Annotated in this window: 12 protein-coding genes, 1 tRNA gene and 1 pseudogene; 8 read left to right on the top strand and 6 right to left on the bottom strand. The window is 54.4% G+C overall.

Annotated elements, in window-relative coordinates:
* Positions 1–543 precede the first annotated feature (543 nt).
* Together Q1Y74_RS12110 and Q1Y74_RS12105 are read right to left on the bottom strand one after the other, a co-directional pair.
* On the bottom strand, positions 544–1,299 hold the full coding sequence (locus Q1Y74_RS12110) for a nucleotidyltransferase family protein (protein ID WP_300814574.1): 756 nt from the start codon (positions 1,297–1,299) through the stop codon (positions 544–546).
* A 7-nt stretch (positions 1,300–1,306) separates the two neighbouring features.
* On the bottom strand, positions 1,307–2,737 hold the full coding sequence (locus Q1Y74_RS12105; protein ID WP_300814573.1) for an RNase adapter RapZ: 1,431 nt from the start codon (positions 2,735–2,737) through the stop codon (positions 1,307–1,309).
* Between the two features lie 105 nt (positions 2,738–2,842).
* Between Q1Y74_RS12105 and Q1Y74_RS12100 the strand changes: the two genes are divergently transcribed.
* From Q1Y74_RS12100 to cbiB, 5 genes are read left to right on the top strand one after another with little or no spacing between them, the layout of a single operon-like run.
* Entirely contained in the window at positions 2,843–4,207 is a 1,365-nt protein-coding gene (locus Q1Y74_RS12100; RefSeq protein ID WP_300814572.1) for a cobyrinate a,c-diamide synthase, read from the top strand.
* Between the two features lie 11 nt (positions 4,208–4,218).
* Positions 4,219–4,803: a cob(I)yrinic acid a,c-diamide adenosyltransferase gene (locus Q1Y74_RS12095; protein ID WP_300814571.1), complete on the top strand. Its 585-nt coding sequence runs from the start codon at positions 4,219–4,221 to the stop codon at positions 4,801–4,803.
* A gap of 57 nt (positions 4,804–4,860) precedes the next feature.
* A complete protein-coding gene (locus Q1Y74_RS12090; protein ID WP_300814570.1) occupies positions 4,861–6,378 on the top strand; it encodes a cobyric acid synthase in 1,518 nt (505 codons plus the stop codon).
* 37 nt (positions 6,379–6,415) lie between these two features.
* A complete protein-coding gene (locus Q1Y74_RS12085; protein ID WP_300814569.1) occupies positions 6,416–7,450 on the top strand; it encodes a threonine-phosphate decarboxylase in 1,035 nt (344 codons plus the stop codon).
* A gap of 32 nt (positions 7,451–7,482) precedes the next feature.
* Positions 7,483–8,463: an adenosylcobinamide-phosphate synthase CbiB gene (cbiB, locus tag Q1Y74_RS12080; RefSeq protein ID WP_300814568.1), complete on the top strand. Its 981-nt coding sequence runs from the start codon at positions 7,483–7,485 to the stop codon at positions 8,461–8,463.
* On the opposite strand, the gene cobC is transcribed toward cbiB, so the two are convergent.
* The 4 genes from cobC to cobU all read right to left on the bottom strand — a co-directional run bounded on the left by cobC (position 8,460) and on the right by cobU (position 11,525).
* Positions 8,460–8,999: an alpha-ribazole phosphatase gene (cobC, locus tag Q1Y74_RS12075; RefSeq protein WP_300814567.1), complete on the bottom strand. Its 540-nt coding sequence runs from the start codon at positions 8,997–8,999 to the stop codon at positions 8,460–8,462. The genes cbiB and cobC overlap by 4 nt on opposite strands.
* A 206-nt stretch (positions 9,000–9,205) precedes the next feature.
* On the bottom strand, positions 9,206–9,940 hold the full coding sequence (locus tag Q1Y74_RS12070; RefSeq protein ID WP_300814566.1) for an adenosylcobinamide-GDP ribazoletransferase: 735 nt from the start codon (positions 9,938–9,940) through the stop codon (positions 9,206–9,208).
* Between the two features lie 3 nt (positions 9,941–9,943).
* Positions 9,944–10,981, bottom strand: coding sequence for a nicotinate-nucleotide--dimethylbenzimidazole phosphoribosyltransferase (gene cobT / locus Q1Y74_RS12065; RefSeq protein WP_300814565.1), 1,038 nt, complete (start codon positions 10,979–10,981; stop codon positions 9,944–9,946).
* A 34-nt stretch (positions 10,982–11,015) separates the two neighbouring features.
* A complete protein-coding gene (gene cobU, locus Q1Y74_RS12060) occupies positions 11,016–11,525 on the bottom strand; it encodes a bifunctional adenosylcobinamide kinase/adenosylcobinamide-phosphate guanylyltransferase (RefSeq protein ID WP_300814564.1) in 510 nt (169 codons plus the stop codon).
* A gap of 124 nt (positions 11,526–11,649) precedes the next feature.
* Here cobU and Q1Y74_RS12055 point away from each other — a divergent pair.
* The 3 genes and pseudogenes from Q1Y74_RS12055 to Q1Y74_RS12045 form a co-directional block, all read left to right on the top strand.
* Positions 11,650–11,722, top strand: a tRNA-Gly gene (locus Q1Y74_RS12055).
* Positions 11,723–11,851: 129 nt separating this feature from the next.
* Entirely contained in the window at positions 11,852–13,066 is a 1,215-nt protein-coding gene (locus Q1Y74_RS12050) for a site-specific integrase (protein WP_300814563.1), read from the top strand.
* A 75-nt stretch (positions 13,067–13,141) separates the two neighbouring features.
* Positions 13,142–13,790 (top strand): annotated as a pseudogene (locus Q1Y74_RS12045) (hypothetical protein); the annotation flags it as partial.

The raw sequence follows: 13,790 nt of genomic DNA, 5'->3' as shown, positions 1-13,790 counted from the left end.
TAATGATATTTAGTAATATAGTTGATTTGTAATAACTTGATTATTATCAACATATTGCAGCTTTGTGAGATTTCTTGATTGTGTAAGTTAAAGTCCCGTCCGCACCGCCAGTTTACAAAGCAAAATTAGGAGAAGCTCTGATTCACAACAGAATCAGGGCTTTTTTCATTTCCGGGCGGAAGCAGAATATGGCGTTTCTACGAAGTTTGTCAGGTGCAAATTCAGGGTCCTTTTTTCGGGACAATTAAAAACTGCAAATCGCTTTGTGTGACTTTTCCAAATCAAAATGTGTAATTTTAACAGATTGGTTCCCAGAATAAAATGTGACATTTTTGGATTTTTTGAATGACATTCAAACAGCGATTTAATGGAGTTTAAACACCACTAAATCACTGTTTTTTTCTTGGGAAATATTACGTAAAAGTTTGGTCGTTTTAAAAAACGTAAATCGCTTTGTGTGACTTTCCCAAATCAAAATGTGTCATTTTAACAGATAAGTTTCCAACACAAAATTGTATTTTTTTTGAATGTTGAAAATCTGTATTATTCTTTTAAAAATTCCGTATTCTGACAGTAGGCTTCGGCAAGAATTAAAGTCTCCGGCTTGCCGATGTCGAACCAGTGGAAGCCCTGAAGGGGATAGCCCTGGATGCGGATGCGGCGGCAGACCGACAGGTAGAAGGGGATGATGGAGAACTTGCCCGTCCAGGAGCCTTCGTCCATGAGCCGGAAGAGGGTGGGAGAGATGACGTGGATGCCGCCGAAGGCGTATTCCTGAAGTTCAGTGGCGTGCGGGTCGAATCCTTCGGGCCGTACCTCGCCCGTCTGCTTGTTTATCCAGCCCCGCAGCAGGAGGCTGTCGTCCAGCAGCAGGTAGCGCGAGGTCTTCCGGTGGCTGACGAGCAGGGTGGCGTCGGCGTTGCTTTCCTGGTGGTGGCGGTAGAGGGCCTTGAGGTCGATGTCCGACAGGATGTCGGCGTTGTGTATCAGTATGGGCTCCTTGCCGTCGAGGTAGGGCATTGCCTGGCGGATGCCACCGCCCGTATCCAGCAGTTCGTTGCGCTCGTCGCTGATGTGGATGTCCACGCCGAAGTTTCCGTGGGCCTGGAGGAAGTCCACAATCTGCTGGCCGAAGTGGTGGATGTTGACGGTGATGTCGTCGAAGCCGGCCTCCTTCAGCCGGAGTATGACGCGCTCCAGCATGGGCTTGCCGGCTATGGGGACGAGGGCCTTGGGCATGTTGTCCGTCAGCGGGCGGAGCCGGGTGCCCAGTCCGGCTGCAAATATCATGGCTTTCATGCGGGTTTCAGTTTTGTGGTTGGAAGGTTTGTTCGATGTTCTGCTCGCGGTGTACCAGATGGACCTCCACGCCAAACTTGCGGTTCAGGTGTTCGGCCAGGTGCTGGGCGCTGTAGACGGAACGGTGTTGTCCGCCGGTGCATCCGAAGCACACGGACAGGTGGGTGAAGCCGCGCTCCAGGTATCGCTTAACCGAGGCGTCCACCAGGGCGTAGACGTGCTCCAGGAAGGTGGTGATTTCTCCGTCTTCCTCCAGGAAGCGGATGACGGGCTCGTCCAGGCCGGTGAAGGGCTTGTAGCGTTCGTACTTGCCGGGGTTGTTGACGGCGCGGCAGTCGAACACAAATCCGCCCCCGTTGCCCGAGGTGTCGTCGGGTATTCCTTTCTTGTAGGCAAAGCTGGTCACTTCGACCTTGAGCGCACGCTTTTGCAGTTCGTCGCTGAACTGCTTCAGCTCGGTGAGGCTGCGCAGCAGCTGGCAGAGGTAGGGATATTCGGGGTAGGGCTCCTGCAGCAGGCGGCGCAGGTTGCCGATGGCAAACGGCACGCTCTGCATGAAGTGGGGCTTCTTCTCGAAATAGCCGCGGAAGCCGTAGGCGCCCAGTACCTGCAAGGTGCGGAACAGCACGAAGTGGCGCAGCTGGGCGTGGAAATAGTTTTCGTCCACAGGCTGGTATTTGCGCACGGCCTCGATGTATTCCTGGAGCAGTTCGTGGCGGAGGCTGTCGGGATAGTTGGCCTTGGCCTGCCAGAGGAAGGAGGCCACGTCGTAGTAGACGGGACCCTTGCGTCCGCCCTGGAAGTCTATCAGCCACGGCTCCCCGTCCTTGATCATCACGTTGCGGCTCTGGAAGTCGCGGTACATGAAGGTGGCCGAACTGCTGCGCAACAGCACGTCGGCCATCTTCTGGAAGTCGTCCTCCAGGCGGTCTTCCTGAAAGTCGAGGCCGGTGGCCTTGAGGAAGCAGTATTTGAAGTAGTTCAGGTCCCACAGGATGCTGCGGCGGTTGAACTCGGCCTGCGGGTAGCAGCGGCTGAAGTCCAAGCCGTCGCCTCCGGCAAACTGCACGGCGGGCAGCAGGCGGATGGTCTTGCGGAGCAGTTGTTTCTCTTCTTCGCTGAACACGCTGGTCTTGCGCCCTTTCTCGATGGCGTTGAACAGCAGGGTGTCGCCCAGGTCTTCTTGCAGGTAATAGAGGTCGTCGGCCGAGCGTGCCACTATGGCGGGCACGGGCAGCCCCTTTTGCCGGAAGTGTGCGGCCATATAGAGGAAAGTGCGGTTTTCTTCTGCCGATTCGCCACTCACTCCTATCAGGGTGGGTTCGCCCTTCAGGCGGAAGTAGCGGCGGTTGGAGCCCGACGAGGGCAGTTCTTCGATTGTTTCCGGTTCGTGCCCTACGGCTGTGGCGTAGAGCTTGCTTAGTTCTTCGGTAATCATATTGTCAGAGGTCCTGTTTTTGATTCGGTTGTCTATTTATTGGCGGCTAAGATAAAGGTTTTGCAGGAGTTTTTTTACCTTTGCCGCCAAATAAAAAGGAAAAAAATGAAAGGAACCATTGCCGAAAGGTGGCTGGCGGAAGGCCGCAAGCCTCAGTTTCTGATAGCGGCTCCCACGTCCGGCTCGGGCAAGACCACGGTGAGCCGCGGGCTGATGGCCCTGCTGGTCCGAAAGGGGCTGAAGGTGCAGCCCTTCAAGTGCGGGCCTGACTACATTGATACCAAGTACCATGCGGCGGTGTGCGGACGCCCTTCGGTCAATCTGGACAGCTTTATGGCTTCCGCCTCGCACGTGCGCCGGATTTATGCCCGCTATGCGGCTGGTGCCGATGCCTGCATAGTGGAGGGCATGATGGGGATGTACGACGGTTACGACCGCGACCGCGGCTCGTCGGCCGAGATAGCCCGTCTGCTGCGACTGCCGGTGGTGCTGGTGGTCGATGCCAAGTCTGCCGCCTATTCCATGGCTCCCCTGCTGGCGGGGTTCATCGGCTTCCGTCCGGATGTCCGCATTGCCGGGGTCATCTTCAACCGCGTGGGCTCTGCGCGCCACTATGCCCTGTTGCAGGAAGTGTGTGCCGAGCTGGACGTGCCCTGTCTGGGCTATCTGCCCAAGCGGGCGGAGCTGGAGCAGGGCTCGCGTTACCTGGGGCTCGACTTCAGCTGCTCGCGGGGAACGGATGCCATCGGCCTGCTGGCCGACCTGCTGGAGGAGCATGTGGATTGCGACCGCCTGCTGGCCGACACCTGCCTGCCGGCGGTTGAGCCTGCTGACGGACAGCCGCAGCTCCCGGGCGACAAGCACATCCTGGTGGCCCGCAACGAAGACGCGTTCTCGTTCATCTATCAGGAGCATATCGACATGCTGCGTGGCATGGGGCGCGTCACCTTCTTCGACCCCGAGCAGCCTTTCACGCTTCCGGCGGATACGGATTTGCTCTATCTGCCGGGCGGCTATCCCGAGAAGCACATCCGCCAGCTGATGCAGGCCAAAAGCACCGTGGCCTCCATCCGCCGCTATGCCGAGGAGGGCGGACGCGTGCTGGCCGAGTGTGGCGGTATGATTTATCTGTCGGCCGGCATCTGGCAGGACGGCGACGACGCGCAGGCCGCCCCCCGTTTCGACCCCATGGTGGGGCTGTTCCCCTTTGCCATCTCCAACCGGAAGCAACACCGGCGCTTGAGCCTGGGTTACCGCAGGTTCGACTACGGAGGCCAGCAGTTGTCCGGTCACGAATTTCACTACACCCAGTTCGTGACCGACGGTGACCGTCCGTTGCCCGTGTCGGTGGCTGCGGTCTGCAATGCCAGGGGAGAGGCGGTGGACACGCCTGTCTTCCGATACAAGAACACCCTGGCCAGTTACACCCATCTGTATTGGGGGGAAACGGACATCTGGAAATTGTTTTAAAGACGTAACGCATGAAAAGAATCTATACCCGAACGGGCGACAAGGGCACCACCGGCATTCACGGCGGTACCCGTGTGCCCAAAGACGACATTCGCATCGAGGCCAATGGTTGCCTGGACGAACTGAACGCCCTGATAGGCATCGTCCGCTCCATGCTGCCGCCGGATGATGCGTGGCAGGAATTGCTGCACGCCATCCAGCGCGAGCTGATGGCGGTGATGAGCCATGTGGCCACGCCGGCCGGAGTGACCAATCCCAATCCGCTGGGGGCGGCCCAACTGACCCTGCGCCTGGAGCAGGAGATGGACACCATGACCGTCCGGCTTGCAGACCACGGCTACTTCCTGCTGCCGGGCGGGACGCCTGTCTCCGCCCAGCTCCATTTTGCCCGCACGGTGGCGCGGCGTGCCGAGCGCAGGTTGTGGACGCTGAACCGGCAGGACCCCGTCGATGCCGACATTCTGCGTCTGGTCAACCGCCTGTCCGACCTCTTCTTTGTCATGGCTCGCATGGAGATGCAGCGGCAGGACTGGCCGGAAGAGAAATGGCAGGAATTTGCCTATAAGCGGAAACGGCAGGATACGCCGGAGCGATAATTTTGATTACCTTTGCACCGCATTTCAGTGGTGTGACATTTGGAAAAGCATTCAGTTATGGAAGATAAGGAAAAACTTCATCCCGTCATGTTTGCCGGCACCGGCAGCGATGTGGGGAAAAGCATCGTTGCGGCAGCCTTCTGCCGCATTTTCTTGCAGGACGGGTACCGTCCCGCTCCCTTCAAGGCACAGAATATGGCCCTCAACTCATACGCCACGCCCGAGGGGCTGGAAATCGGGCGGGCGCAGGCTGTGCAGGCCGAGGCGGCGGGCATCCCCTGCCATACGGACATGAACCCGCTGCTGTTGAAGCCGCAGTCCGACCATACCTCGCAGGTGGTGCTCAACGGCCGTCCGGCAGGCAACCGCGACGCATACGACTACTTCCGCCACGAGGGGCGCGACGTCTTGCGCAAGGAAGTGTGCAAGGCCTACGACCGGCTGGCCGCGCGCTACAATCCGATTGTGCTGGAAGGAGCTGGCAGCATCTCCGAAATCAACCTGCGCGACTCCGACCTGGTCAATCTGCCCATGGCCCTTCATGCTGGTGCCGATGTGATACTGGTGGCGGACATTTACCGCGGCGGTGTCTTTGCCAGCGTCTACGGCTCGTTGCAGCTGTTGCGTCCCCACGAGCGGGAACGCATCAAAGGCATTCTCATCAACAAGTTCAGGGGAGACATACGCCTGTTCGAGTCGGGGGTGCGGATGCTGGAGGAGTTGTGTGGCATTCCGGTGCTGGGTGTTATACCTTATTATAAGGATATCTACATTGAGGAGGAGGACTCCGTGGCCCTTGCCACCAAGTCGGCACAGACCGAGCGCGGCAAGGTGAACGTGGCAGTGGTGCTCCTGCGCCACCTCAGTAACTTCACCGACTTCAATGTGCTGGAGCGCGACCCGCGGGTACACCTCTTCTATACGAACAACGTGGACGAGCTGGCCAAGGCGGACATCATCCTGCTGCCCGGCTCCAAAAGCACGATAGACGACCTCTACGAGCTGAGGCGCAACGGCGTGGCGGCGGCAGTCATCCGGGCCCATCGCGAGGGAACGACCGTCATGGGCATCTGCGGAGGCTATCAACTGATGGGACAGGAGGTGCTTGACCCAGAACACGTCGAGGGTGAGATTGAGCGTCTGCCGGGGCTGGGACTTCTTCCTGTCACAACCCGCATGACAGGCGAGAAAGTGACACGCCAGGTGCGCTTCACGCTGAACGGTCAGGAGGGGACGGACACTGCCGGCCCGCTGATGTCCGGCTACGAGATACACATGGGAGCCACCGTTCCTGTGGAGGGTGCCCCCGATTCGCCCCTGACACGGATGGAAGACGGACAGGCCGATGGCTATTGGGTGGATCGCACTTGTATGGGTACCTACATACACGGCATCCTCGACAATCCGCAGTTCATCGACTACCTGCTTGCCCCGTTTGCCGACAAGGTTGCAGCGGCAGGCACCGCCTTCGATTACCGTCAGTTCAAGGAAGAGCAGTACGACAAGCTGGCCGACCACGTGCGTAGCCATGTCAACCTGCCGCTGGTCTACCAGATACTGAAGGGAGAAAAATGACAGGAAGTAACTCATAGAAAAGAAAGGATTAAGAAATATGATAGAAGGACACGGCGACGACCTGTACAAATACAGCCGTCCCATCACATCCAATTTCAGTTCAAACGTCTATAACCGCGTGAACCTGGACGGGCTGAAGGCCCACCTGTGCCGGCTCATCGGGTGCATAGGCAGTTATCCTGAACCCGAACCTTATACGCTTGAAGCGCGCATAGCAGCAGCCAATCATTTGTCGGCCGATGAGGTTTGTGTGACCAACGGCGCTACGGAGGCCATCTACCTGATTGCACAGACCTTCCGCGGCACGAATACCGCCATCCTGCAACCTACGTTCAGCGAATATGCCGATGCCTGCCGGATGCACGCCCACCGTGTAACTTCCTTATACAGCCTGCCTTTGGAGAAGGAGCATTGGCGCTTGCCGGACGATGTGCGCATGGTGTGGATTTGCAATCCGAACAATCCCACGGGGATGGTAGTGGAGCGGACAGAGCTGACTGAGCTTATCCGCCGCAATCTGCAGGTCTGCTTCGTCATCGACCAGTCCTACGAGTACTTTACGCTTGTTCCCCTGCTTTCGGCAGCCGAGGCAGCCGATTTTCCCAACGTCTTGCAGCTCCACTCCATGACCAAGCGCTATGCCATTCCCGGCCTGCGGCTGGGTTATGTGACGGGGTCGCCCGCCTTGCTCCACCGCCTGCGCACCAACCGGATGCCGTGGTCGGTCAACCGGCTTGCCATCGAGGCGGGACTCTATCTGCTGGAGCACGATGTTCCCCAGCCGCTGGATGTGCCTGCCTACTTGCAGGAGGCAGACCGCCTGCGAGGCTCGCTCCAGGCATTGGGTGCGCTGGAGGTGTGGGATAGCCGTACTCACTTCATGTTGGTGCGTCTTCGCTTCGGCAAGGCGTCGGCTCTGAAGGAATATCTGGCCGAGAACCATGGCATCCTGATTCGCGACGCTTCCAACTTCGACGGCCTGGACGAACGCTTTTTCCGCGTAGCCACCCAGACATCCGAAGAGAACGACCGGCTGGTGGAGGCCATTGCCGAGTGGCTTGCCTTGGGCTGAAGGCCTCGGGCTGAAATAAAAGATTTATGACTATGGACGAACTGTTATTGTTATTAGGTATAATATTCAATCTGAATCTGCCTTTGCTGGCAGGATGGTTGCTCGACCGCTGCATAGGCGACCCCGTCAGCCTGCCCCATCCGGTGGTGGGCTTCGGCAAACTGATAGCCTGGGGAGAACATCGCCTGAATACGGGCGAACACCGCGTGCTGAAGGGAGCAGCGCTGTCGGTCGCGCTGGTGGTCGGAGTATATCTTCTGACAGATTTTGTGCTGTATCAGGCAGCCCGTTTTTCGCCCGGCCTGTTGCTGGTTGTGCAGGTTATTCTCATCTTCTATTGTCTGGCAGGCACCACGCTGATACGCGAGGTGAGGGATGTTTTCCGTGCGGTAGACCGCTCGCTGGAAGAAGGACGTAAGCAGGTGGCCCGCATTGTGGGGCGCGACACTTCGACCCTCTCGGCCCAGGAAGTGCGCACCGCTGCGCTCGAAACGCTGGCCGAGAACCTGAGCGACGGTGTCATTGCTCCCTTGTTCTGGTATCTCATTCTGGGTGTGCCCGGCATGGTGGCCTACAAGATGGTGAACACACTCGACTCGATGATAGGCTATCGCAACGAACGCTATCGGCACTTCGGGCGCTTTGCCGCCCGGTTGGACGATGTGGCCAACTTCCTGCCTGCCCGTCTGACAGCTTTCCTGATGGTGCTGGCTTCGGGGCGCCTGTCGCTGCTCGCCTTTGTGGGCAAGTATGGCTGGCAGCACGCCAGTCCCAACTCCGGCTATCCCGAGGCGGCATTGGCTGGCATTTTGGATTGCCGTTTCGGTGGCCCTCATGTCTATTTCGGCGAGGAGGTGTGGAAGCCATACATCGGCACTAACGACCGACCGCTGACCACGGAAGACATGCGCACGGCCGTGCGCATCAACCGCGGTGCGGAGTGGTTCATGCTGCTAAGCATCATTCTTATCACGTCGGTAGTGGGCTATTGGCTGGCGGCATCTGTCGTTTAATCGTCGGGCAGGCAGACACGGATGATACCTCCGTAGGGCGTCAGTGCGCTGAACGCCTCTTCAGCCCGGATCAGTCCGGCATAGATTTGGGCGCAAATCAGTACGCCTCCGTGTGCAAAGATGGCCACCCGCTTCCACGGCTTTCCTTTCAGTTCGTCCAGAAACCGGCTGACACGCTGGTATTGCATGGCAAACGATTCGCCGCCCGTGGCCGCCACGTTCAGATAGTCGGCATACCACTCTTTCAGGCGCGGGTCGTCGTTGTGGTCGAAAGGTTTCATTTCCCAGCTTCCGAAGTTGATTTCCATAATCCGCCTGTCGCGTTCGGCATCGGGATAGCCGCAGAAGTCGGCCAGCCTCACACACCGGGTCAGCGGGCTGGTGTAGACGTGGTCGAAGGGAGTGTAGGCTTTCAGGTTGGCGGCCGTGACGGCGGCCTCCTGTTCAAAGGTGGGTTTCAACGGCACGTCCGTCTGTCCGTAGCACACGCCCGGAGGCACGTCGACCGATGTATGTCTGATTAGGATGATTTCCATTGTTTTTAAAGATTTAAGTTTCGCAAGTGCTCAACTTATTAGTTGACAAGGCTTCAGTCAACAAGTCTACAAGGCTGGAATGCCCTGTTTGATGAAACGGCCCGCTGCAAACGCCTTGTCAACTCGTTAACTTGTTGCTCGTCAACTGCAACTTGAGCTTGCGAATTGAAAATCGACGAAGTCAAAGTTGAGTTAATTATTTGATGCTAATAAATGGCCAGGCAGCCGAGGTAGAAGGACAGTTCGCACAGCAGGAACGTAGCCCCACAACAGTCGCCGGTATAGCCCTGGAGGCGTTTCTTCATCAGACAGCACAGCAAGGCGAACACCACCACGGGCAGCAGGGCGGCAAAGCCCATCTGGCCCGGCCATAGCAAGGCAAGGGGTAGAGCGCCGCATATGAAAGCCATCAGCCATTCGCCTGCGCTCATGCGGTTGTACACCACCTTGGCTTTGCTTTCCTCTTCCTTCCGTGCATAGGGCAGGAAGTTGATGAGCTGTGAGGCGCAGAACTTCGACCAGCAGTCGCCGGCGAATACCACGGCACAGAGCTGCGTGAGCGGCAGGTGGTGGAGCTGCATCAGCAGGGCAAAGTAGACAATCAGCCCGATGACGCCGTAGCTGCCTATGTGCGAGTCCTTCATGATGGCCAGTGTCCGTTCGCGGGTGGTGCCTCCGCCAAATCCGTCGAAGAAGTCGGCCAGCCCGTCCTCGTGCAGGCATCCCGTGACCAGCAACCGCGCCGCAATGGCCACTATCCACGCTGCGGAGAGGGGCAGCCATTGTCCCGCCATCCAAAGCACGCCCGCCATGATGCCCCCTGTCAGCCATCCGGCTATGGGCCAGTAGGGCACCACGTGCTTGAAACACTCGGCAGGAACCTCTCTGATGCGCCAGAAAGGCAGGCGGGTAAAGAAGATGAATGCAGCCAGCAACCTCATGCGTCAGAAGTATTTGGTGATGGAGGCGTGGGCAAAGTTGTCCATCTCGTTAATCATTCTGACCGCCGAATCCACAATCGGGTAGGCGCAGATGGCACCCGTGCCTTCGCCCAGGCGCAGGCCCAGATGCAGCAGCGGACGGGCTCCCATAGCATCGAGTACCAGCTTGTGGCCCGACTCATCGCCGCAATGTCCGAAGATGGCATAGCTGACCACTTCGGGATAGAGACGGCTGGCGGCCAGCAGGCAGTTGGTCATGATGAATCCGTCTACCAGTATCAGCTTCTTCAGTTCGGCTGCCTGCAACATGGCACCTACGGCCATCACCATCTCCAGCCCGCCGAAGTAGCGGATGATGTCGCGTGCCGACCCGTCTCCCCGATAGTTGTCCAGCGATTGCTTCAGCACCTCGTACTTGTGGCGGATGCCTGTCTGGTTGAGGCCGCTGCCCGCACCCACGCATTGTGCCAGGTCGATGCCCGTGAAGCAGCTCATCCAGAGCGAGGACGAGGATGTGTTGGCAATACCCATTTCGCCGAAACTGAGCACGTTGCTCCCTTCTTCGTGGCACATCCGTACGACTTCGGCTCCCCGCTCGATGCACAGGTCCATTTCCTCCTCGGTCATGGCTGCCTCGTGCAGGTAGCTGCGGGTGCCCTTGCGCACCTTCATGTTGATGATGCCTTTCTCGTAGGGTAGGTCGTAGTCCACACCCGCGTCCACAATCTTCAGCGTGAATCCGTGCTGGCGGCAGAGGAAGTTCACGCCCGCGCCTCCGTGCAGGAAGTTGCTGATCTGTTGCCAAGTGACCTCCTTGGGCGAGAGGCTGACGCCTTCCTCCACTATGCCGTGGTCGGCGGCAAAGATGATGTTTTGCGGTTTCTTCAGGGTGGGGCAGAGAGTCTGCTGGACGAGGCCAATCTGCAAGGCCAGCTCCTCCAGTGTGCCCAGCGAGCCTTTGGGCTTGGTAAGGTTGTTTATTTTATCGGTCAATGCCTCCCGGATGCCTTCGTCCGGGCGTACAATTTGAAAGGTTTTCATTGTCTGTATGTCGTTTGATAGTTTTTTGATAGTTTCACTTGATTTTCACGGGGATTCCCGATACCATCAGGATGACCTCGTCTGCCCGTACGGCGATGTATTGGTTCACCCATCCCAGCAGGTCGGTAAACTTGCGTTGCAGGTCGTTGTCCGAGGTGCCGCCCATGCCCGTCTCGTTGGTGACGAAGATAAAGGTGGCTTCTTGCGCAGTGAGGCGGTCGAACTCTTCCTGTACGGCTGCCAGCGAACGGTCAATGTCCGCCTGGAGGTCGAAGAAAAAGTTGGTACACCACAGCGTGACGCAATCCACCAGCACGGTGCGTCCCTCCAGCTGATGTTTGCCGAGTTCCTTTTCTTCCTCGATGTTGGTCCATTCGGGTCCTCGTCGTTCTTGATGGCGGATGACCCGTTGGCGGAAATCTTCGTCCCAGATGCGGGCGGTGGCCAGATAGACCGGGTTGGATGAAAGGCTGAGTGCCAGCTTCTCGGCGTGACAACTCTTTCCGGAGCGGGCTCCTCCGGTGACCAGTATGATTCGTTTCATGTTTTGAGCTTATCGGAATATTTGCACAAAAGTAGGAATTATTTTCAGGAAACGCTTGATTCTTTCTAAAAGATTTTATTACTTTGCCCCCGTTTTCAACGGCATCTGTCCGTTGTCGATGCTTGCGGCAGTAGCTCAGTTGGTAGAGCATCAGCTTCCCAAGCTGAGGGTCACGGGTTCGAGTCCCGCTTGCCGCTCACAAAGAAAGCCTTGATAGTTAAGAGATTAGCTATCGAGGTTTTCTGCTTTTAGTAGGTTACGAAAAGTCTATTTTCGGGTGGTTTCAAAGGGTGCATGTAAACCAAGATGTAAACCGAAAATTCATTATGAATGCTTGTGTTTCAGTAGTTTGCTACAAGTCTAAGACATTATCAAATGGCGAAAATCCATTGATGCTCCAAGTATCTAAAGGAGGAAAGCGTAAATACCAAAGTTTAGGCATATCCATCAATCCTAAATATTGGGACTTCGCACGAAATAAGCCTAAGCCCAACTGCCCTAACAAAGAGTACATCCAAAAGATTATCTTGGATAAGCAACGGGAACTTCAACAACGAATGTTGGAACTGAATAGCGAACAAAAAGAATACACTACCACCACCTTACTCAATAATGAGAATACAAAGTTTGAACTAAAAACAGTCTGTGCATTCTATCAAGGACTTATAGAACAATACACACGTGAGGACAAATGCGGAAACCGCCTTATCTATAAAGGTTCATTCAATTCGCTCAAAGTTTTCACTAATGGGAAATTGGATATTCCATTTAATGAAATAGATATTGCTTGGCTTAACAAATATGAGAAATGGCTACGCTCCAAAGACAATAAAGAAACCACCATAAGCCTTATGTTTCGTACATTACGCAGTACATATAATAAAGCCATCAAAGCGAAATGTGCCCGAAAATCCGATTATCCATTTGACGAATATAAAATAAACAAGTTCGATACCACAACTCAAAAGAGAGCTATTGCCAAAACAGACGTACTGAAATTCACAACCAAAGTGCAGCCCATTGGAAAGCAGCAATACATGGAGTTGAGCAAAGACATATTCGTGTTCAGTTATCTATGTGGTGGAATCAATTTCACAGACATAGCTAATCTGACAAAAGAGAATATTCAAAATGGCAGGTTACACTATATCCGCCAAAAGACAAAAAAGCTAATCAAAATAGGAATACCGCAGGAAGCCATGCAGATAATCGAAAAATATTCAAAGGAGAGCAAAGGCTATCTATTTCCGATTTTAGACAGCAAGATGCACAAGACCGCCCTACAAAAACAGAATAGAATACATAAGATACTTGGTAAAGTCAATAAAAACCTAAAACTACTCGCAGCAGATTTAGGCGTTGAAGCTAATATCACCACCTATGTTGCTCGCCATTCATTCGCAAGCGTACTAAAGAAATCCGGTGTAAACATAGCACTGATAAGTGAAGCATTGGGACATTCAGACTTAGCTACCACTCAAATATACTTGGATAGTTTCGATAATGAACAAGTGGATGATGCAATGAAGAACCTACTATAATAAAAAGAAGTCTGTAGTCTGAAAAAGATTACAGACTTTTCTTTTATTTTGCAGCATAACTAATAACAACGCACTATGTCAATAGAAGAACTGCACCAAATAAAAGAACTGCCCGATTTAAAAGTGGCTTGGTATGAAAGCCACAAATACCTTGATGAGCCACTCTTAGAATATGTATGGGAAGTGGCCAATCACTTTCTACCCGATTATGAAGATATATCTTCCGCACCAGCCATATTTGCCAACAGATATACAGAGAAAGATCTATCTGTCGAAGAAAGATACGAGAGAGCCAAAGAAATGAAAATATTCAAAGGGACTTTGGAAGAATACAAGAAACGAGAATACAGAAAATTGGACGATTCTTTCAAAGAGAAATTTTTATCTAATGAAAATTTACAGAATACCATTGAAGCATATAAATTAGACGTTAGTAAGTTTTGGTATCTACTGCTATTCGTATATGATTTTATAGAAGATATTGGCACAAATGCACCTATTATGGGAAAGTCCGTACTTGAAGACTTTGCTACTTTTCTAACCAAGTTGTGTGATGCATCAAGTATTACTTTAAAGCAAGGCAATAGAAAAAGTTATTATACAGAAAGAGAAGACTTGATAAATATCATTCAAATTGCAGTACATCATTTCAGCGAATCATACGCTAAGATTATAAATAGTAATAAAGACAGAGAAGCAAAAATCGAACAGTTAAAAGAGATAG

Origin of the sequence: uncultured Bacteroides sp. (genome assembly GCF_949298305.1) — a bacterium.
In the GTDB taxonomy this organism is placed as follows: Bacteria; Bacteroidota; Bacteroidia; order Bacteroidales; family Bacteroidaceae; genus Bacteroides.
The sequence above is the reverse complement of the archived record's forward strand: the minus strand, read 5'-3'. Positions and strand labels throughout refer to the sequence as shown.